An 18937-nucleotide genomic window follows, 5' to 3' on the forward strand; every position below is an offset into this window, starting at 1 on the left:
CCCTCGTACTGGACGTACTTGGGTCTGTGCCTGGTGCGGTGAGAGTGCGTGCATGGCGTCGCGGGGCAGACGGGAATTTGACGACAGGGCCTAGGGCCTGCCCGGCGGATCATGCCGGAGACGCGGGGTCTGGCACGCCCTCCCCCAAGCTCTTCGAGCAGGGGGTGCCCCCAGCGGCGTTGTCGTCGGTCGCCGACGCTCCGCGTCGACTCCCCCTCCTCCGCCTTGCGGCTGCACGCACCAGACCCCGCTCACCTGCGCTTATGAGGGGCCGCTACGTTCCTCCGACCTGATCCGCCGGACAGGCCCTAAGCGGGCGCCGCCCTCGCGGAGGTGGTTGCGCGCCGCGGGGGTTCCTCAGTTGTCGCTTCGGTGGGCTGGTGGATTTTTACTCCACCGTCACCGACTTGGCCAGGTTGCGGGGCTTGTCGATGTCGCGGCCCAGGGCCAACGCCGTGTGGTAGGCGAGGAGTTGCAGCGGGATGCCCATGAGGATCGGGTCCAGCTCGTCCTCGTTCTTCGGGACGACGATCGTCTGGTCGGCCTTCTCCTGCTCCTGGTGCGCCACCGCGAGGATCCTGCCGCTGCGGGCCTTGATCTCCTCCAGGGCGGCGCGGTTCTTCTCCAGGAGGTCGTCGTCGGGGACGATCGCGACCGTGGGCAGCGCGGGCTCGATGAGCGCCAGCGGGCCGTGCTTGAGCTCGGAGGCGGGGTAGGCCTCGGCGTGGATGTACGAGACCTCCTTGAGCTTCAGGGAGGCCTCACGGGCCACCGGGTAGCCCCGGACGCGGCCGATGAAGAGCATCGAGCGGGCCTCGGCGTACTCCTCGGCCAGCTTCTTGATCGCGTCCTCCTGCTCCAGGATCTCGGAGATCTGCGCGGGCAGCTTGCGCAGGCCCTCGATGATCCGCTTGCCGTCGCGGACCGACAGGTCGCGGGTGCGGCCGAGGTGCAGGGCGAGCAGCGCGAACGCGACGGTCGTGTTGGTGAAGCACTTCGTCGAGACGACGCAGACCTCGGGGCCCGCGTGGACGTACATGCCGCCGTCCGCCTCGCGGGCGATCGCCGAGCCGACGACGTTGACCACACCGAGCACCCGCGCGCCCTTGCGCTTCAGCTCCTGCACGGCGGCCAGTACGTCGTACGTCTCACCGGACTGGGACACGGCCACGTACAGGGTGTCGGGGTCGACGACCGCGTTGCGGTAGCGGAACTCGGAGGCCGGCTCGGCGTCCGCGGGGATGCGGGCGAGCTCCTCGATCATCTGGGCACCGATCATGCCCGCGTGGTACGAGGTGCCGCAGCCGAGGATCTTCACGCGGCGGATCTGGCGCGCCTCACGGGCGTCCAGGTTCAGGCCACCGAGGTGCACGGTGGAGAACCGGTCGTCGATACGGCCGCGCAGCACCCGGTCCACGGCCTCGGCCTGCTCGTGGATCTCCTTGTGCATGTACGTGTCGTGGCCGCCCATGTCGTACGAGGCCGCCTCCCACTCCACGGTGGTCGGCTCGGCCGTCGTACGGGTGCCCTCGGTGGTGTACGTACGGAAGTCGTCGGCCTTGAGGGTGGCCATCTCGCCGTCGTCCAGAGTCACTATCTGGCGGGTGTGGGTGACCAGGGCGGCGATGTCCGAGGCGACGAACATCTCCTTCTCGCCGATGCCGAGGACGACCGGGGAGCCGTTGCGGGCCACCACGATGCGGTCGGGGAAGTCGGCGTGCAGGACCGCGATGCCGTAGGTGCCCTCGATCACCCGGAGTGCGTCGCGGACCTTGTCCTCGAGCTTCTCGGCCTGGGAGCGGGCGATCAGGTGGGTGAGGACCTCGGTGTCGGTCTCCGAGAGGAACTCGACGCCGTCCGCCTCGAGCTTCTTGCGCAGGTCGGAGGCGTTGTCGATGATGCCGTTGTGGACGACCGCGACCTTGCTGTCGCCGGACATGTGGGGGTGCGCGTTCACGTCGGAGGGGGCACCGTGAGTCGCCCAGCGGGTGTGGGCGATGCCGGTGGTGCCCTTGAAGCGTGCGGGGACCTTGGCCTCAAGATCACGAACCCGGCCCTTGGCCTTGACCATCTTCAGACCGGTCGACTTCGGCGTCGTGACGACGATGCCCGCCGAGTCGTAGCCGCGGTACTCCAGGCGCTGGAGGCCTTCGAGCAGCAGCGGTGCCACGTCACGCCTGCCGATGTATCCGACGATTCCGCACATATATATGTATTCCTCAGCCGTAGACAATGCGGCGCAGCTGCCTGAGCGTGAGCTCCGGCGGCGCGACCGCGCGGTACTTCAGGTCCGCCTCGATCCGTTCGAAGATCGTCGCGTTGACCAGGCCCTGGGCCTGGAGCTCGCGGTGGCGGCGACGGACGTAGTCCTCGGTCGTCTCGTCGAAGTAGGCGAGCACGTCCTGGACCACCCGCAGTGCCTCGCCCCGGTTGAGGGGGGTGGAGCGCGTCAGGTGATCAACAAGTTCGTCGTGCACCCGTTGATCCTGGGGTACCAAGAGCCGATTCGCAAGAATCCTGCCCGATATCGGGCAAGTGGCTGTTGAAGGTCTTATGGGGGTCTGTTAGCAAGCTGTCCATCCTGCGTCTTGTGCCGCGTCGATTGCCGGGAGCAACTTCTGTGGCCATGGACACTCCACGCATGGGCGTACCGGAGAAGCTCGCCGAGCGCATGACCATGGCAGAGCAGCACGAGTATCTCCGCGCCAAGTTCTCCCGGCGCAACATGATCAGAGGCGGAGCCGTGACCCTCGGCGCCGTCGCGGGCGGCACCTTCGTGCCCGGCGCCGTCGCACAGGCCGCGGTCCCGACGCGGGCCACCGCCACCTCGACCGAGAAGGTCGACGGCGCCCTCGTCGCCCCCTTCGGCCGGCACCTCGCCTTCGGCAATGACCCGCGTACGGAGATCACGGTCTCCTGGCAGGTTCCGGCCGAGGTGAAGAAGCCGTTCATCCGCATCGGCGCCCACCCCTGGGACCTCTCCCGCAAGATCGAGGCCGAGGTCCGCACCCTCTACACCCCGGCGGGCGTCGGCGCGAGCGGCGACCACACGCAGTACTACCTGCACGCCAAGCTCACCCACCTGCGCCCCGGCAGGACGTACTACTACGGTGTCGGCCACGCGGGCTTCGACCCCTGCGCACCCCACCTGCTGGGCACGCTCGGCACCTTCACCACCGCGCCTTCGCACGCCGAGCCGTTCACCTTCACGGCCTTCGGCGACGAGGGCGTCGGCTACCACGGCCTCGCCAACGACGCCCTGCTGCTCGGCCAGAACCCGGCCTTCCACCTGCACGCCGGTGACATCGCGTACGCGGACCCGGCCGGCGCGGGCAAGAAGGAGGACACCGGCTTCGACTCGCGCATCTGGGACCAGTTCCTCGCCCAGACCGAGACGGTCGCCAAGCAGGTCCCGTGGATGCCCGCGTACGGCAACCACGACATGGAGGCCTGGTACTCGCCCAACGGCTACGGCGGCGAAGAGGCCCGCTGGACGCTCCCGGACAACGGGCCCGACAAGAAGAACCTGCCCGGCGTCTACTCCTTCGTCTACGGCAACACGGCGATCATCTCGCTGGACGCCAACGACATCTCCTTCGAGATCCCGGCGAACCTGGGCATCTCCGGAGGAACGCAGACGAAGTGGCTCGAAGGCCAGCTCAAGAAGTTCCGGGCGTCCAAGGACGTCGACTTCATCGTGATCTTCTTCCACCACTGCGCGTACTGCACCTCCACGGCGCACGCCTCGGAGGGGGGCGTGCGACAGGAGTGGGTGCCGCTGTTCGAGAAGTACACGGTGGACCTGGTCATCAACGGCCACAACCACCAGTACGAGCGCACGGACGTCATCAAGGGCAACGCGGTCACCAAGAAGCTGCCGATCGGCGGCACGGCGTACCCGGAGACCGACGGTGTCGTGTACGTGACGGCGGGCGCGGCCGGACGCAGCCTGTACGCGTTCTCCGCCCCGGAGTCGTACGAGGGTCACGAGAACGAGGTCGACTCCGTCGCCTCCTTCATCAACCTCAAGGGCGGCAAGCAGAACGAGACGGTCGCCTGGTCCCGGGTGCGGTACCTCAACTACTCGTTCCTCCGGGTGGATGTCACGCCCGCGCACAAGGGTCGGCTGGCCACGCTGACGGTGCGGGGGATTGCCGAGACAGGTGCCGAAGTCGACCACTTCACGGTGGCTCGGCGAGTTCGTTAGGTGCGGGTGAGTGGGGGCTGGTCGCGCCCACGCGGCGGAGCCGCATACGCAACAGCCCCGCGCCCCTGAAAGCACGTGGCCGCATGCCTGGAAGGCGGGGCGTGGCGACCTGGGCGGTCCTCGAGCGGGGTTTCTACATTCGCTTGAGGACCGCCTGCTTGGCCAGGGCGAACTCCTCGTCCGTCAGAATGCCGGACCTGTGGAGGTCGCCCAGTTCGCGCAGGCGGCGGAGCAGGGCGTCGTGGTCGTCCTCCGGGGCGATCGCGGCGGGCTGCTCCGCCGCCTGCGCGGCTTCCGGGGATGCCGTGGGATGCGGGAGCCGGGCCTGTACCGCCGCCGCGACCAGGGCCATCAGCGGGTCCTTCTTGAAGCCCCACAGCTCGACGGAGTTGGGGTCGTACTTCGGTGGGGCCTTGGTTTCCGCACCCCGGACGGTGAAGCGGAGGTAGCCGTTCTCCAGGCCGACGGCGGGGTGCCACTCGACGGTGGTGAGGTCGGCGAGGGCGAGCGAGCGGGCTCCGGCGGCGGACTTGGAGTCCTCGGTCTTCCAGTTCCACTCCAGGCGTACGTGCTCGCCGTCGAAGCTCGCGGTGCCGTCGCCGGCGGAGACGGACAGCGGCACGGAGGGGCCCGGGAGCAGATAGCTGTCGACCGGGCCGGCCGGCACCCGGTCCAGGAGCAGCGCGTCCCGGACCTCGTCGACGACGTACTCGGCGACGCCGTAGCGGTCGGACTCCACGGCGAGCTGGTAGGGGTCGTTCGGCTCGGCGAGCTTGCCGCCGGTCGCCTGGAGCAGCGGGTCGGCGCCGTCGCGCAGCCGGAGCCGCAACCGCCCGCTCTTCTTGCCCTGTTCGAGGGAAATCCCCGCCAACGCTCCCAGCGGGACGGTCAGTTCACCCAAGGTCTTGCGGAGCAGGCTCACGTTCTTGTCGCGCCCGGGAGTCAGCCGAAGCGCGTCGCCGTCGAAGGTCCACGTCCCGTCCTTCTGGATGATTTCCGCCATGAGGGGGATTGTTTCACCGGGTCTGCGGAAGAGTGGTCTATACCCATCCGCAATTCGTTTGCAGGGTCCTTCGAAGGGAGCGCATGTGAGACAGCACAGAACGCCCCGCCTCCTCGGTACGCTGCTGCTCGTGGCGGCCGCCGGTATCTCGGTCGCCGGTGCGGCACACTCCGAGTCGGGCCGCACCGCGACCCCGCTCGGGCAGGTGGTGCCGGCCCCCGCCTCGGTCGACGCGGGCGGATCCCCGTACCGCATCACCGACGGCACCCGCATCCGGGTCGAGGACTCGCCTCAGGCCCGCCGGGTCGGCGCGTATCTGGCCGATGTCCTGCGTCCCTCCACCGGCTACCGACTGCCCGTCACCACGCAGGGCACAGGCGGGATCCGGCTGCGGATCGCTGCGGGGTCCACGGGCGCCGAGGGCTATCGCCTGGACAGCGGGCACAGCGGCGTCACCATCACGGCCGCCGCGCCCGCCGGGCTCTTCCACGGCGTCCAGACGCTGCGCCAGCTGCTGCCCGCCGCCGTCGAGAAGAACTCCGTGCAGCGCGGCCCCTGGCTCGTGGCGGGCGGCACCATCAAGGACAGCCCGCGCTACGGCTACCGCGGCGCGATGCTCGACGTCTCCCGGCACTTCTTCGGCGTCGCGCAGGTCAAGCGTTACATCGACGAGTTGGCGCTCTACAAGGTCAACAAACTGCATCTGCACCTGAGCGACGACCAGGGCTGGCGCATCGCGATCGACTCCTGGCCGCGGCTCGCCACGTACGGAGGGTCCACGCAGGTCGGCGGCGGGCACGGGGGCTACTACACCAAGGCCGACTACAAGGAGATCGTGCGGTACGCGGCCTCCCGCTATCTGGAGGTCGTCCCGGAGATCGACATGCCGGGCCACACCAACGCCGCGCTGGCCTCGTACGCCCAGCTGAACTGCAACGGGACCGCGCCCCCGCTCTACACCGGCACCGACGTCGGGTTCAGCTCGCTGTGCGTGGCGAAGCCCGTGACGTACGACTTCGTGGACGACGTCGTGCGGGAGCTGGCGGCACTCACGCCGGGCAAGTACCTCCACATCGGCGGGGACGAGGCCCACTCCACCAGCCACGCCGACTACGTCGCCTTCATGGACAAGGTGCAGCCGGTCGTCGCCAAGTACGGGAAGACGGTGGTCGGCTGGCACCAGCTGACCGGGGCGCACCCGGTGAAGGGCGCGATCGCGCAGTACTGGGGGCTCGACGACACCAGTGCCACGGAGAAGGCGCAGGTCGCCGAGGCCGCGCGGAACGGGACGGGGCTCGTGCTGTCGCCCGCCGACCGGGTCTACCTCGACATGAAGTACACCGCGGACACCCCGCTCGGGCAGGACTGGGCGGGCCTGGTGGAGGTGAAACGGTCGTACGACTGGGATCCGGGCGCCTACCTTCCGGGAGCCCCGGCTTCGGCGATCCGGGGCGTCGAGGCGCCGCTGTGGACGGAGACCATCGTCACGGGGGCCGACATCGACTACATGACCTTCCCGCGGCTGCCCGGAGCGGCCGAACTCGGCTGGTCGCCCGCGTCGACGCACGACTGGGACACCTACAAGGTGCGGCTCGCGGCGCAGGGGCCGCGCTGGGAGGCCCTGGGGATCGGCTACTACCGCTCGCCCCAGGTGCCCTGGCCCACGGCGTAGACGGCGTAACGGGAACGATGGGGCTCAGGAGGACCGTACTCCTGAGCCCCATCGGCTTCAGAGACCGGAGATCGGGTTCTTCAGGCTGCCGACCAGCTGGAGTGCGCCGGACGGATCGGCCAGGTCCACCATCTGCTTGTTGTCGCGCAGCTGGAGCCGGTTCAGGCAGGACAGCGCGAACTCGGGCGCGAACATGTCGTACTGCCGGAACTTGTCGGCGAGTTCGGGCGCCGACTCCTGGTACTCGCGTACGGACTCGGCGACCGTCCGCCAGAAGTCGTCCTCGTCGAGGATGCCCTCGCCGGCCAGGCCGGCCGCCAGGAAGCGGAAGAAGCAGTCGAAGACGTCCGTGAAGATCGACAGGAGTTTCATGTCCTCGGGGACCTCGACGCGGATCCGCTCGACCGCGGGCGGCAGCACCGCCCGCGGGTCCATGACGGCGATCTCCTCGGCGATGTCCTTGTAGACCGCGCGCTGCACGGCGCCGTCCTTGAGAACGAGGATGACGTTCTCGCCGTGCGGCATGTAGACGAGGTCGTAGGCGTAGAAGCTGTGCAGGAGGGGCGTGAAGTAGGCGCGCAGATAGCGGCGCAGCCACTCCACGGGGGTCAGCCCGGACCGCTCGATCAGCGCGCCCGCGAAGGAGGCGCCCGTGTGGTCGACATGGACGAGGGAGGCCATGGTGGCCAGGCTCTCGCCCTCCTGGAGCGAGGGGACCGGGCTCTCGCGCCACAGGGCCGCGAGCATTTTGCGGTATGGGGAGTAGCGGTCGGTGGCGGCCTCGTACTCGAGGTGGCGGTAGCCGACGGCGGCGCGTTCGCGGATGACCGACAGGCCGGTGGACTTGAGCACCGGGTCGTTCTCGACGAGCTGGGCCAGCCAGTCGTTGATCGCCGGGGTCGCCTCCATGTACGCGGCGGACAGACCGCGCATGAAGCCCATGTTGAGGACGCTCAGCGCCGTCTTCACATAGTGCTTCCCTGGGCTGGTGGTGTTGAAGAACGTCCGGATGGACTGCTGGGCCAGGTACTCGTCGTCGCCCTCGCCGAGGCAGACCAGGTGGCGCTGGGCGACCTCGGCCGCGAAGGTCACCGAGAGCTTGTTCCACCACTGCCAGGGGTGGACGGGGATGAGCAGGTAGTCCTCGGGGTCGAGGCCCTGATCGGTGAGGGTGGCGGCGAACCGCTCGACCGTCCCGGCGCCCAGCTCCTCGCGCACGAAGGACTCGTACTCGATGCCGACACCCGCGGTGAAGGCGGCCCGGGAGCGGTGCGCGGCCAGCCACACCAGCCGGATCGGGCTCGCGGTCTCGGGTGCGTACGAGAGGTACTCGTGCACGCCGAAGCCGAGCCGCCCGTTGTTGGCGACGAAGCAGGGGTGGCCCTCGGTCATGCCGGTCTCGATCTCCTGGAAGGAGGCCTTCGCGAGTTCGGCGGACGGGATCTGCGGCTTGGTGAGTTTGAAGCAGGTGCCCGAGAGGGTGGAGGAGATCTCCTCCAGGTAGACCGGCAGCACCTCGTCGCTCAGGCCCAGCGACGTCTTCAGCTCGATGAGGAAGTCGAGTGCGGCGAGCGGGAGTTCGGCCCCGTCGCGGTGGCGGGTGATCGACTCGGGGTCGACCTGCCAGTGGTCGAGGGAGCGGAGGGTGGCGGTGAAGCGGTAGCGGGTCAGGCCGTCGTCGCTGCGGACGGTGTACCCGCCCTCGCCGTCTGCCTCCGGCGTGATCAGGCGCTCGTGCGCGAACTCGGCGAGTGCCTTGCGTATGAGGAGGCGGTTGGCCCGCTCCCAGCGTTCGGGGGAGAGGTGGGCCACGGCGTCGGACAGGGTCATACGGCTGCTCCTCGTACCGCTGCTGCGAACTGCTCGCGTGTGCAGAAACTCAGCAGCGCCGTCTTCTCCGGCTTCTGGATCTCGCGCTCGGGCACGAACCCGACGGCTTCGTTCAGGGCGTGCACGGCCTGGTTGCGTACGTCGGGTTCGACGACGACCCGCCGGGTGCCCGGGTCGGCGAACAGGTACTCCATCACCGCGGTGATCACGGCCCGGGTGAAGCCGTGCACCGGGGTGTCGGTCGGCGCGACCAGGAAGTGCATGCCGGCATCACCGGGCTCGGGCTCGTACAGGCCGACCAGCTCGACGTGCGCCGGGTCGTACTTCTCCATCAGGAACACGGGCTCGTCGTCCAGCAGTCCGAGGAACGCGTCGTGGTACTCGCTGGCCGCGATGGCCATGTACTCGCGCTCCACGTCGTACAGTTTCGCCCCCTGCATCATCCAGAAGGCGGACTTGGGGTGGGTCACCCAGCCGTGCAGCAGCTCGGCGTCCCGGGTCGGGTCGAGCGGGCGGACGGTGAAGGTGCCGACATGGGAGGCGGCGCTCATCGGGAACTCCTTGTGCGGATCTCCCCGTCGTCGGGACGGGGCAGGAATACGCGTTGGTCGTTTGTGGTGTGGATTTTCACGAAGAACGCACCACGCTTGCCGGAGTACGGCTAGTACCGCAACAGGCAACGTTCGCCCCGTCGCGACGCCCGGCACGCACTCTCGCCGCACCGGCCGAAAGCCCAAGTACGTCCAGTACGAGGACTTCCGGCCGGCACGCCGAGAGCACGCACCGGACGCCGCTCCTTGACGGGCAAACGTTGCCTGCCGCGGCACTAGCGTTTGGGAAATGGCGACTCGGCACGTGAAGCGGACATTCAAGTACCGCTTCTATCCGACGACGGAACAGGCAGATGAGCTGTTCCGCACGTTCGGATGCGTGCGCAAGGTTTACAACATGGCGTTGGATGCTCGCAGTCGGGCATGGACGGACGAACGTAGGAGGATCTCCTACCCTGCAACATCCGCGATGCTGACGGACTGGAAGAGGACCGAAGAGTTGGCCTATCTGGCCGAGGTGTCCTCCGTGCCTCTCCAGCAATCCTTGCGGCACTTGCAGGCGGCGTTCACGAACGTCTTCGCCAAGCGTGCGAAATACCCGCGCTTCAAGTCGAGAAAGAAGTCCCGCGCGGCGGCCGAGTACACGCGATCGGCGTTCAAGTGGAGCGATGGCCAGCTGACGCTGGCCAAAATGCGGGCACCGCTCGACATCAGCTGGTCGCGTCCCTTGCCTCATGGCACCGAGCCGAGCACGGTGACTGTCTCCCGCGACGCGGCCGGACGTTGGTTTGTATCCCTTCTGGTGGAAGACCCTGGCGTGCGGCCTCTTCCGGCCAACAGCAGTGCCGTCGGGATCGACGTGGGCATCAGCAGCCTTGTGACCCTGTCCACGGGGGAGAAGGTCAGCAACCCGAAGTTTGCGAGGGTGGACAGCGCTCGGCTGGCGGCCGCTCAGAAAGACCTTGCTCGCAAGGAGAAGGGGTCCAGGAACCAGGCCAAGGCTCGCCTCAAGGTAGCGAAGATCCATGCGCGGATCACCGATCGGCGTCGGGACTTCCTGCACAAAGTGTCCACTCGACTCGTCCAGGAGAACCAACTGGTCGTGATCGAGGACCTGCCTGTTCACAATCTGCTGGGTAATCGAACGCTGGCGCGTTCGATCGCCGACGCTTCGTGGACAGAGCTGCGTTCGATGCTGGAGTACAAGTGTGGCTGGTACGGGCGCGAACTCGTTGTGATCGACCGATTCTTCCCGTCGAGCAAGACGTGCGTGACGTGCGGCCTGAGACGCGATGAACTGCCTCTCAGCGTCAGGGAATGGTCGTGTGAGGGGTGCGGCACCCGACACGACCGGGACCACAATGCCGCTCAGAACATTTTGGCCGCCGGGCGGGCGGTGTCGGCCTGTGGAGCCGGTGTAAGACCTCAACGGAGTTCCTCCGGGCGGGCGGTCGGCGATGAAGCAGGAATGACCATGGCGCAAGCCGTGGGAGTCCCCGCCCCATAAAGGCGGGGAGACGTCAAACGGCGAACTCCTGGAACGCGATCGTCTTCTCGACCGGGTAGTACTCGGTGCCGAGCAGCTCACGGATGATGTACGCGTTGCGGTACGCGCCCATGCCCAGGTCGGGGCTGGTGATGCTGTGGGTGTGGACGCCGGCGTTCTGGAGGAAGACGCCGCGGCCCGTCGTGTCGATGGCGTAGTTGCGGGCGATGTCGAAGTTGCCCTGGGCGTCGTAGCGCAGCCGGTCGCGGACGGGCTTCAGGAACTCCGGCTCGGCGTACCGGTAGCCGGTGGCCAGGATCAGGCCCTGCGAGCGCAGCTCGTACTCCTTCTCCTGCTCCTCCTGGCGGAGGGTGAGGGTGTACGTGCCGTTCTCGTAGGTCGCCCCGTCGAGCGCCGAGTTGGTGAGCAGGCGGGTGGGGACCGGGCCGCCGAGGTTCTTCTGGTAGAGCAGGTCGAAGATCGCGTCGATCAGTTCGCCGTCGATGCCCTTGAACAGGCCCTTCTGCTCCGTCTGGAGGCGGTAGCGGGTCGGCTCGGGCAGCGCGTGGAAGTAGTCGATGTACTCCGGGGAGGTCATCTCCAGCGTGAGTTTGGTGTACTCGAGCGGGAAGAAGCGCGGGGAGCGCGTGACCCAGTTCAGCCGGTAGCCGTGGACGTCGATCTCGCTGAGCAGGTCGTAGTAGATCTCGGCGGCGGACTGGCCGCTGCCGACGAGCGTGATCGACTTCTTCGCCTGGAGCTCCCGCTTGTGCTGAAGATAGCGGGAGTTGTGGATGAAGTCGCCGCCGAGGTCCGCGCAGGCCCCGGGGATGTACGGGGGAGTCCCGGTGCCCAGGACCAGATGACGGGCGCGCAGCACCTCACCGGTCGTCGTCCGTACGTGGTACAGATCGCCCTCGTACGTCACTTCCTCGACCGTCGTGCCGAAGCGGACGCTGCTCAGTTTCGAGGCGGCCCAGCGGCAGTAGTCGTCGTACTCGACCCGCAGCGGATAGAAGTTCTCGCGGATGTAGAAGGAGTACAGCCGACCGGACTCCTTCAGGTAGTTGAGGAAGGAGTACGGGGAGGTCGGGTCGGCGAGGGTCACCAGGTCAGACATGAACGGGGTCTGGAGATGCGCGCCCTCCAGGAACATCCCCGAGTGCCACTCGAAGTCCGGCTTGGATTCGAGGAAGACGCCGTCCAGTTCGGCGATCGGCTCGGTGAGGCAGGCGAGGCCGAGGTTGAAGGGCCCGAGCCCGATGCCCACGAAGTCGTAGGTCTTTCCGGTGGCTTCGACGGATTCAGGATGCGCGGTCAAGGGACTCTCCCAGGTACTGCTCGGCGTGGCCGGCGATCAGGTCGAGCACGGCGGCGATGTCGTCGGCCGTGGTCTCGGGGTTGAGCAGGGTGAACTTCAGGTAGTGGCGGCCGCCGACCTTGGTGCCCGCGACGACGGCGTCGCCGGAGGCGAACAGGGCCCCCCGCGCGTACAGGTTGGCGCGGTCGATCTCGGCCGGGTCGGTGACGGCGGCCGGGATGAAGCGGAAGACGAGGGTGGACAGGGACGGCTCGGCCACCACGTCGAAGCGGGGGTCGGCGACGAGCAGCTTCCAGCCCTCCTGGGCCAGGTCGCAGACCTCGTCGAAGAGTTCGCCGATGCCGTCGGCGCCCATCACACGCAGCGTCATCCACAGCTTGAGGGCGTCGAAGCGACGGGTGGTCTGCAGGGACTTGTCGACCTGGTTGGGGATGCGCTCCTGGACCATGCGGCGCGGGTTCAGGTACTCCGCGTGGTAGGTGGCGTGGCGCATCGTGGCGGCGTCGCGCACCAGCACGGCGGACGAACTCACGGGCTGGAAGAAGGACTTGTGGTAGTCGACGGTGACGGAGTCGGCGCGCTCGATGCCGTCGAGGCGGTCCCGGTTCTTCAGGGAGGTGAGCAGTCCGCAGCCGTAGGCCGCGTCCACGTGCATCCAGGCGCCGAACTGGGCGCACAGCTCGGCGATCTCGGGCAGCGGGTCGATGGAGCCGAAGTCGGTGGTGCCGGCGGTGGCGACGACGGCCATCGGAATCAGACCGTCGCGCTCGCAGCGCTCCAGCTCGTGGGCGAGGGCGAGCGTCTGCATGCGCTTGTCGTGGTCGACGGGGATCGAGACGACGGAGTCCGCGCCGAGACCCAGGAGTTTGGCCGACTTCCTGACGCTGAAGTGGCTGACCTCGGAGGCGAAGATGCGGAGTTTGGCGGCGGTGTCGCCCGGTTCACCGGCTGGCTTGGCCTCCTCGCGGGCCAGCAGCAGGGCCTGGAGGTTGGACTGGCTGCCGCCGCTGGTGAACACGCCGTCGGCGGCGGGGCCGAGGCCGATGCGCTCGTTGGTCCAGTCGATGAGCCGGCGCTCGATGAGGGTGCCGCCGGCCGACTGGTCCCAGGTGTCCAGGGAGGAGTTGACGGCGGACAGGACGGCCTCGCCGAGCACGGCGGGTATGACCACCGGGCAGTTGAGGTGCGCGAGGTAGCGCGGGTGGTGGAAGTAGACCGCGTCCCGGAGGTAGACCTCTTCGAGCTCGTCGAGGACGGCGCTGGTGTCGTGCAGCGGGCGGTCCAGGTCGATCTGCTCGATACGGGGAGCGAGGGCGTCGACCGTGACACCCGTGAACGGTCGGTCGGTGGTGGCGAGTTTGGCCGCCACCCGCTCGATTCCTTCGGTCACGGAGCGGCGGTAACGCTCCGCGGTCGTGTCATTGAGCAGGTGCGAGCGCATGTGGGGGTCCTCCGTGCGGGAGAGTCCGAGCGGGACGGGTGGGGCGAGGGCTGGGCCGGGACGAAAGGAGGGGCAGGGCCGGTTCAACTTAGGTTAGCCTAACCTAAGTCGATCTGCGACCCCGCCCCACCTGTGTCTTTTCGTGAACGGTCAGTCCTGTTCGCGCAGTTGCTCCTCGGTCAGCCCGCGCCGCCAGTAGCCGACGAAGGTGACCCGCCTGCGGTCGATGCCGCGCTCGCGCACGAGGTGACGGCGCATCTCCTTCACGCACCCGGACTCGCCCGCGATCCAGGCGTACGGGCTCTCGGTGGGCGGAAGGCGGGCGGCCCGTACCGCGTCGACGGCCATGGGGGCCCCGTCGTCGCGCACGAGCCAGGTGATCTCCGCCTCGGCGGTGACCAGCAGGTCCTGGACGTCCTCGGTGTGCTGGACCTCCAGCCAGGCCCGGACGCGGGTGCTGGCGGGCAGGGACTCGAGGATCGCGGAGGCGGCGGGCAGCGCGGTCTCGTCCGCCCACAGGACGACCAGGTCGGTGTCGGCGGGCGGACGGAAGCGGATCGCCCGGTTGTCCTCGACCGCCGGGCCGAGCAGTACGACTCGGTCCCCGGCCGCCGCACGGGAGGCCCACCGGGACGCAGGACCCGCGGGAACCTCGGCGCCCGGCTCCACACCGTGCAGGACGAAGTCGATGTCGATCTCGCTGGTACGGCCCCGGGCGCCCGGGCGCAGTGCCCGCAGCGTGTACGAGCGCATCACCGCCCGTACGTCGTCGGGGAGTTCGCGCCAGCCCCGCCACCATCCGTCGCCCAACTCGTAGGGGACGGCCGGCTCGGTCTGGCCGGGGTGCGGCAGGAAGAGGGAGAGGCTCTGGTCCCGGCCGTGGGAGGCGAAGGCCGCCAGGTCGTCGCCGGCGAAGGTGATCCGGACCAGCGACGGGCCGAGCCGCCTCGCCCGTACGACCTGGAGGGAGAAGAAACGGAACGGGGCGGCTATGGCTGTCGTCATAAGTGCTCCTGAGGCAATGTCAGGGGTTCACGTCCGGGTTCACTTCAGGGGTCCGCGGCAGGGATTCACCGCGGGGGCGTCAGGCGACCTTCTTGGCCTTCTCGATCGCCTCGGCGAGGTTGTCGAGGAGCGGGGTGCACTTGTCGTACGACACGATCGGCTCGGGGGAGCGGGCGATGACCTGGCCGGCCTTGACCGCGGGCAGCTTCTTCCAGGTGGCCTCGGTGATGTCGGCCGGCTGGATGGTCGCGCTGCGGTCGTCCATGATGATGATGTCCGCCGGGTACTTGTCGACGTTCTCCCAGCTCAGGTTCTCGAACCAGCCGCCGCTGGCCTTCAGTGCCTTGGCGGGGGGCTCGACGATGTTCACGCCGAGTGCCTTGAAGTACTCCAGGTCGATGGAGAGGTTGGAGCCGGAGACGTAGAAGATGTCCTGGCTCGCGGAACCGGCGAGCACCTTGATCTCGGGGCGGGCCTTGGCCGCGGTGCGCAGCCGCTCGGCGGCCGTCTCGAACTTCTTCTTCGCCTCGGCGATCTCGGCGGACTTCTCGTCGGCGCCCAGCGACACGGCGAGCGCGAGCATGTGCTGCAACGACACGGGCATCTGGCGGTCGTAGACGGAGATGCCGACGCTCGGAGCGAGCTTGAGGATCTTCGCCTTGGACTCCTCGGGGACGTACCAGAGGGTGCCCGCGGAGTCGAACATGGTGGAGATCAGCACGTCGGGCGCGAGGGTCGCGTACTTCTCGATGTTGAACTGGCCCCACTCGTTGCCGAGGACGGTCAGCTTGCTGACGTCCATGTCGCCGGCCTGGACGTCGGCCTTGCCGTCCTTGGTCGTGGTCGGGCCGAAGACGCCCTTGACCTCGATGCCGTAGTCGTGGAGGGCGGCTGCGACACCGGTGAAGGCGACGATGTTCGCCGGGATCCTGTCCAGCTTCACCGTCGTGCCGCGGTCGTCCTTGAATGTCCAGGGACCGGACTTGGCGGCGGCCTTCGTCGACTCCGAGCCACCGCTTTTGCCGTCGTCGTCGCCGCAGGCGGCGAGGACGGCACCGAGACCGAGGGCGCCGCCGGCGGCGAGGATGCCGCGTCGAGTGAGGTGGGTGGCACGGGCGTTGGACATGTGTGTGGCTGCTTTCGGCACGGGGCGGTAGCGCCCGCCGGACAAGTTCGAAGGTAGGTTAGCCTAACCTCACTACATGTCCAGAGGGCGGACGCCGTCCGCCCGGCCGGGGCGGTAATGGTGCGGCTGCCTCGTTCGGCGCCCTGCTTGGCCCCCTCATCCTGTTGCTTGCGGGTTGGTTTGACGTCCTGTGACAACAGCGGCGCTTCCATGACGAACCCCACTGCCGCAGAGCGGACAGCGGTCGCTCTGCGGCAGTGGGGTGTGGGGTGGGGCGGGAACGGGTCAGGCGCCGGTGCCCGCCTGGAAGGCCGTCAGGTTCGCGGCGGAAGAGACGGGTACCGCGCCGCCTGTCCAGTCCACCTTCAGGGAGACCTTTTCGTCCGGCGGCGTGATCAGGATCCCCGTGGGCGTGGCCTTGCTGGCCCCACTGACCTCGGGGTTGCCGAAGCTCAGTCCGGCCCGGGCGCTCTTGCCCGGCGCCAGCGTGATCTTGGTGGGGCTGGCGGAGCCGCGCTTGGGGTCCGGTCCCAGCTGCTTGCCGGAGCCGTCCACGAAGGCGACGCCCGGGTAGCCGTCGATGGTGCAGGTGCGCCCCGAGAAGTTGGTCACGACAAGCGGGAAGTTCTCCTGCCCGGCGCCCGGGTTGTTCTCGCCGACGTGCCCGCGCAGTTCGGAGGCGTTGCAGCGAGTGCTCGTGGCGCCGCCTCCGGAGACCGACGTGCCGCCGGAGCCCTTCGACGCACCGGTGCCGGTGGAGGCGGCGCCCGTGTTCGTCGTGGTGTCGGCGCTGCTCGAGTCATCACCGGAGGCCTGCTGGCCCGACCCGGATGCCGTCTTCGGAGCACTGGCGGTGCCTTGGCCGTCGTTGCAGGCTGTGAGCAGGCTCAGGGCGGCTACTGCACCGAGCGCGGACATCACACGTCGTGCCGTCAGGAAGGTTGCCATGTCTGTTTGCTCCTTGAAACTTACAGCCCGAGACGAGCGTGTGAACGGCGCCGTGTGCCCCGTCGTCCCTGTGTGATGCACGCCGGCGCGGAAAAGTTCGCGCGTATCTCCGGGTGCTGTGAGGGGCGCCCCCGCATGGCCAGGGGCTGTCCGCCTAGCGAGAGTCGGTCGACGTCTTGAGGGTCCGTATCAGGGAGCCGAGTGCGGCGGGCGTGGTCGTGAGGATGGTTTCCGGGTCGTCGCTTTCGCGGAGGTGGACCATTTCCGTGGGAGTGGCGGCGACGTAGACGCAGTTCGAACTGTCGCCGCTGTAGGTGGACTTCTGCCAGCGGATGGTGTGCACGGCTGGTCTCCTTCAGGCGTCCCGGATGAGGCGGTGGATGAAGTCGCGTGACCTGACGGGATCGAGCGCGCAGGACTCCATGTGATCCAGTACAGAGCGGTACTTACTCAGCTGTGCCTCCGCGTCCAGGAATCCACAGCCGCCGTGGTGCGTGTCCAACTGGACAGTGTCGAGTTGCGGAACGCGCCCCTCCACGTAGTCGAAGGACTGGCCGGTGCTCGGGAAGTAGTCCGTACCGAAGGGGATCACCCTGACGTCGACATGGGTGAGTTCGCCCATGTCGAGCAGGTGCGTGAGCTGCCCACGGGTGACGGCGGGGCCACCGAAGCCCATGCGGAGGGGGCGCCGCCCTCCGGCTGCCCCCTGACCCGCGTGCCGCACGCGTCGCACGTATGACCGTGCGGGCCGCACTCGACGGGCATGGCCTGCGCGAAGTCCTCGATGTGGTCATGTTGTTGACGTCCGAGTTGGTCACCAATGCGTACCGTCACACGAAAGGGCCCGCCTCCCTGCGGTTGACCGCGTCGGGAGGCGGGCGGTCACGGGTGGGAATGTGTGACAGCAGCCCGTACATCCCCGCGCCCTTCGATCAGTCGCCCGGCAGTCGGGTCGCTCCCGTCCCGGCGGACGCCGGCGGTGGGCGCGGGCTGCTCCTCGTGCAGGAGTACGCGGACTCGTGGGGCGGCTGGGCGCTCGGTGACGACCTCCTGGGGCGGGGTGCCGGGAAGCTGCTGTGGTTCGAGGTGGGCGGTGACGGGGCGGTGGCTCGGCGATCCATCGCCGCTGTCGGCGTATGAACGCCTAACGTCAGCCCGTCAGCCCGTCAGCCCGTCAGCCCGTCAGCCCGTCAGCCCCAGTTCCCTCGCGATCAGCATTCGCTGCACCTCGCTCGTGCCCTCGCCGATCTCCAGGATCTTGGAGTCGCGCCACATGCGGGCCACCGGGTACTCGTTCATGAAGCCGTAGCCGCCGTGGACCTGGGTGGCGTCGCGGGCGTTGTCGACGGCGATGGTGGAGGAGTAGAGCTTGGCGACCGCCGCCTCCTTCTTGAAGGGCTCGCCCGCGACGAGGCGGGACGCGGCGTCGCGCCAGCCGACGCGGGCCATGTGGGCCTTCATCTCCATGTCGGCGATCTTGAACTGGATGGCCTGGTTCGCGCCGATCGGGCGTCCGAACGCGTGCCGCTCCTTGGCGTACTTCACCGACTCGTCGACACAGCCCTGCGCGAGGCCGGTCGCCAGGGCCGCGATGGCGATGCGGCCCTCGTCCAGGATGCGCAGGAACTGGGCGTAGCCGCGGCCCTCCTCGCCGAGCAGGTTCGCGGCCGGGACGCGGACGTCGGCGAAGGACAGCTCACGGGTGTCGGAGGCGTTCCAGCCGACCTTCGAGTACGGGGCGGCGACCGTGAAGCCGGGGGTGCCGGACGGGACGATGATCGCGGAGATCAGCGGCTTGCCGCCGGGCCCCCGGCCGGTGACCGCGGTGACCGTGACCAGGCCCGTGATGTCCGTGCCGGAGTTGGTGATGAAGCACTTGCTGCCGTTGATCACCCATTCGTTCGTCGACTCGTCGAGACGGGCCGTCGTACGCGTCGCGCCCGCGTCCGAGCCGCCGTCCGGCTCCGTCAGGCCGAAGGCGCCGAGGATCTCGCCGGAGCACAGGCGGGGGAGCCACTCCCGCTTCTGGGCCTCCGTGCCGAAGAGGTGGATCGGCATCGCGCCGAGCGAGACGCCCGCCTCCAGGGTGATGGCGACGGAGGAGTCCACCCGGGCGAGCTCCTCCAGGGCGATCCCGAGGGCGAGGTAGTCGCCGCCCATGCCGCCGTACTCCTCGGGGAAGGGCAGTCCGAACAGGCCCATGCGGCCCATCTCCCGCACGATCTCGTACGGGAACTCGTGCCGCTCGTAGAAGTCGCCGATCTTCGGGGCCACGACGTCGTGTGCGAACTCCTCGACCGTGCGGCGGAGTTCTTCGAGTTCAGGGGAGAGGCGGTGGTCCAGGGAC

Annotated in this window: 16 protein-coding genes and 1 pseudogene; 4 read left to right on the forward strand and 13 right to left on the reverse strand. The window is 68.5% G+C overall.

Annotated elements, in window-relative coordinates; all coding sequences use genetic code 11:
* Window positions 1–388: 388 nt before the first annotated feature.
* Together glmS and ABZ656_RS32190 are read right to left on the reverse strand one after the other, a co-directional pair.
* Entirely contained in the window at window positions 389–2206 is a 1818-nt protein-coding gene (glmS, locus tag ABZ656_RS32185; protein ID WP_101405032.1) for a glutamine--fructose-6-phosphate transaminase (isomerizing), read from the reverse strand.
* Between the two features lie 13 nt (window positions 2207–2219).
* Window positions 2220–2477, reverse strand: a complete 258-nt coding sequence (locus ABZ656_RS32190; protein WP_075029205.1) for a hypothetical protein — start codon at window positions 2475–2477, stop codon at window positions 2220–2222.
* A gap of 164 nt (window positions 2478–2641) precedes the next feature.
* Between ABZ656_RS32190 and ABZ656_RS32195 the strand changes: the two genes are divergently transcribed.
* Window positions 2642–4207 (forward strand): metallophosphoesterase family protein, encoded by a 1566-nt coding sequence (locus ABZ656_RS32195; RefSeq protein ID WP_360272513.1) that lies wholly within the window; start codon window positions 2642–2644, stop codon window positions 4205–4207.
* 133 nt (window positions 4208–4340) lie between these two features.
* Here ABZ656_RS32195 and ABZ656_RS32200 read toward each other — a convergent pair whose 3' ends face one another.
* Window positions 4341–5210: a DUF4429 domain-containing protein gene (locus ABZ656_RS32200; RefSeq protein ID WP_101405034.1), complete on the reverse strand. Its 870-nt coding sequence runs from the start codon at window positions 5208–5210 to the stop codon at window positions 4341–4343.
* Between the two features lie 85 nt (window positions 5211–5295).
* Between ABZ656_RS32200 and ABZ656_RS32205 the strand changes: the two genes are divergently transcribed.
* Window positions 5296–6882 (forward strand): beta-N-acetylhexosaminidase, encoded by a 1587-nt coding sequence (locus ABZ656_RS32205; protein ID WP_360272477.1) that lies wholly within the window; start codon window positions 5296–5298, stop codon window positions 6880–6882.
* Between the two features lie 57 nt (window positions 6883–6939).
* On the opposite strand, the gene ABZ656_RS32210 is transcribed toward ABZ656_RS32205, so the two are convergent.
* The gene (locus tag ABZ656_RS32210; protein WP_360272480.1) at window positions 6940–8712 is read right to left on the reverse strand and encodes an IucA/IucC family siderophore biosynthesis protein; all 1773 of its coding nucleotides are present in this window, start codon (window positions 8710–8712) and stop codon (window positions 6940–6942) included.
* Window positions 8709–9263 (reverse strand): GNAT family N-acetyltransferase, encoded by a 555-nt coding sequence (locus ABZ656_RS32215; protein ID WP_101405037.1) that lies wholly within the window; start codon window positions 9261–9263, stop codon window positions 8709–8711. Before ABZ656_RS32215 ends, ABZ656_RS32210 begins: the two co-directional genes overlap by 4 nt.
* A 289-nt stretch (window positions 9264–9552) precedes the next feature.
* Here ABZ656_RS32215 and ABZ656_RS32220 point away from each other — a divergent pair, with 289 nt between their 5' ends.
* Window positions 9553–10770: an RNA-guided endonuclease TnpB family protein gene (locus tag ABZ656_RS32220; protein WP_360272484.1), complete on the forward strand. Its 1218-nt coding sequence runs from the start codon at window positions 9553–9555 to the stop codon at window positions 10768–10770.
* A 13-nt stretch (window positions 10771–10783) separates the two neighbouring features.
* Here ABZ656_RS32220 and ABZ656_RS32225 read toward each other — a convergent pair whose 3' ends face one another.
* The 7 genes and pseudogenes from ABZ656_RS32225 to ABZ656_RS32255 all read right to left on the reverse strand — a co-directional run.
* On the reverse strand, window positions 10784–12070 hold the full coding sequence (locus ABZ656_RS32225) for a lysine N(6)-hydroxylase/L-ornithine N(5)-oxygenase family protein (RefSeq protein WP_360272487.1): 1287 nt from the start codon (window positions 12068–12070) through the stop codon (window positions 10784–10786).
* Window positions 12054–13511, reverse strand: a complete 1458-nt coding sequence (gene desA, locus ABZ656_RS32230) for a lysine decarboxylase DesA (protein ID WP_101405039.1) — start codon at window positions 13509–13511, stop codon at window positions 12054–12056. Before desA ends, ABZ656_RS32225 begins: the two co-directional genes overlap by 17 nt.
* Window positions 13512–13661: 150 nt before the next feature.
* Window positions 13662–14516: a siderophore-interacting protein gene (locus ABZ656_RS32235; protein ID WP_360272491.1), complete on the reverse strand. Its 855-nt coding sequence runs from the start codon at window positions 14514–14516 to the stop codon at window positions 13662–13664.
* A gap of 79 nt (window positions 14517–14595) precedes the next feature.
* Entirely contained in the window at window positions 14596–15642 is a 1047-nt protein-coding gene (locus ABZ656_RS32240; protein ID WP_360272494.1) for an ABC transporter substrate-binding protein, read from the reverse strand.
* 285 nt (window positions 15643–15927) lie between these two features.
* Window positions 15928–16590 carry a DUF4232 domain-containing protein gene (locus tag ABZ656_RS32245; RefSeq protein WP_101405042.1) on the reverse strand — a complete coding sequence of 221 codons (663 nt, stop codon included), beginning with the start codon at window positions 16588–16590 and terminating at the stop codon, window positions 15928–15930.
* A 154-nt stretch (window positions 16591–16744) separates the two neighbouring features.
* Complete coding sequence (locus ABZ656_RS32250) at window positions 16745–16933, reverse strand: DUF397 domain-containing protein (protein WP_101405043.1); 189 nt, start codon at window positions 16931–16933, stop codon at window positions 16745–16747.
* A 12-nt stretch (window positions 16934–16945) separates the two neighbouring features.
* Window positions 16946–17272 (reverse strand): annotated as a pseudogene (locus ABZ656_RS32255) (Scr1 family TA system antitoxin-like transcriptional regulator); the annotation flags it as partial.
* Window positions 17273–17325: 53 nt separating this feature from the next.
* On the opposite strand from ABZ656_RS32255, the gene ABZ656_RS32260 reads away from it, so the two are divergent.
* Entirely contained in the window at window positions 17326–17730 is a 405-nt protein-coding gene (locus ABZ656_RS32260; protein WP_360272498.1) for an ATP-binding protein, read from the forward strand.
* Window positions 17731–17772: 42 nt separating this feature from the next.
* Here ABZ656_RS32260 and ABZ656_RS32265 read toward each other — a convergent pair whose 3' ends face one another.
* Window positions 17773–18933 carry an acyl-CoA dehydrogenase family protein gene (locus ABZ656_RS32265; protein WP_168501044.1) on the reverse strand — a complete coding sequence of 387 codons (1161 nt, stop codon included), beginning with the start codon at window positions 18931–18933 and terminating at the stop codon, window positions 17773–17775.
* Between the last annotated feature and the right edge of the window lie 4 nt (window positions 18934–18937).

It is taken from the genome of Streptomyces sp. NPDC007095, from assembly GCF_040634475.1.
GTDB lineage: Bacteria > Actinomycetota > Actinomycetes > Streptomycetales > Streptomycetaceae > Streptomyces.

Coding starts and splice junctions, on each gene's coding strand:
- glmS (WP_101405032.1), bottom strand. CDS start 2,206: ATGTGCGGAATCGTCGGATACATCGGCAGGCGTGACGTGGCACCGCTG.
- ABZ656_RS32195 (WP_360272513.1), top strand. CDS start 2,642: ATGGGCGTACCGGAGAAGCTCGCCGAGCGCATGACCATGGCAGAGCAG.
- ABZ656_RS32200 (WP_101405034.1), bottom strand. CDS start 5,210: ATGGCGGAAATCATCCAGAAGGACGGGACGTGGACCTTCGACGGCGAC.
- ABZ656_RS32210 (WP_360272480.1), bottom strand. CDS start 8,712: ATGACCCTGTCCGACGCCGTGGCCCACCTCTCCCCCGAACGCTGGGAG.
- ABZ656_RS32215 (WP_101405037.1), bottom strand. CDS start 9,263: ATGAGCGCCGCCTCCCATGTCGGCACCTTCACCGTCCGCCCGCTCGAC.
- ABZ656_RS32220 (WP_360272484.1), top strand. CDS start 9,553: ATGGCGACTCGGCACGTGAAGCGGACATTCAAGTACCGCTTCTATCCG.
- desA (WP_101405039.1), bottom strand. CDS start 13,511: ATGCGCTCGCACCTGCTCAATGACACGACCGCGGAGCGTTACCGCCGC.
- ABZ656_RS32235 (WP_360272491.1), bottom strand. CDS start 14,516: ATGACGACAGCCATAGCCGCCCCGTTCCGTTTCTTCTCCCTCCAGGTC.
- ABZ656_RS32240 (WP_360272494.1), bottom strand. CDS start 15,642: ATGTCCAACGCCCGTGCCACCCACCTCACTCGACGCGGCATCCTCGCC.
- ABZ656_RS32245 (WP_101405042.1), bottom strand. CDS start 16,590: ATGGCAACCTTCCTGACGGCACGACGTGTGATGTCCGCGCTCGGTGCA.
- ABZ656_RS32260 (WP_360272498.1), top strand. CDS start 17,326: ATGACCGTGCGGGCCGCACTCGACGGGCATGGCCTGCGCGAAGTCCTC.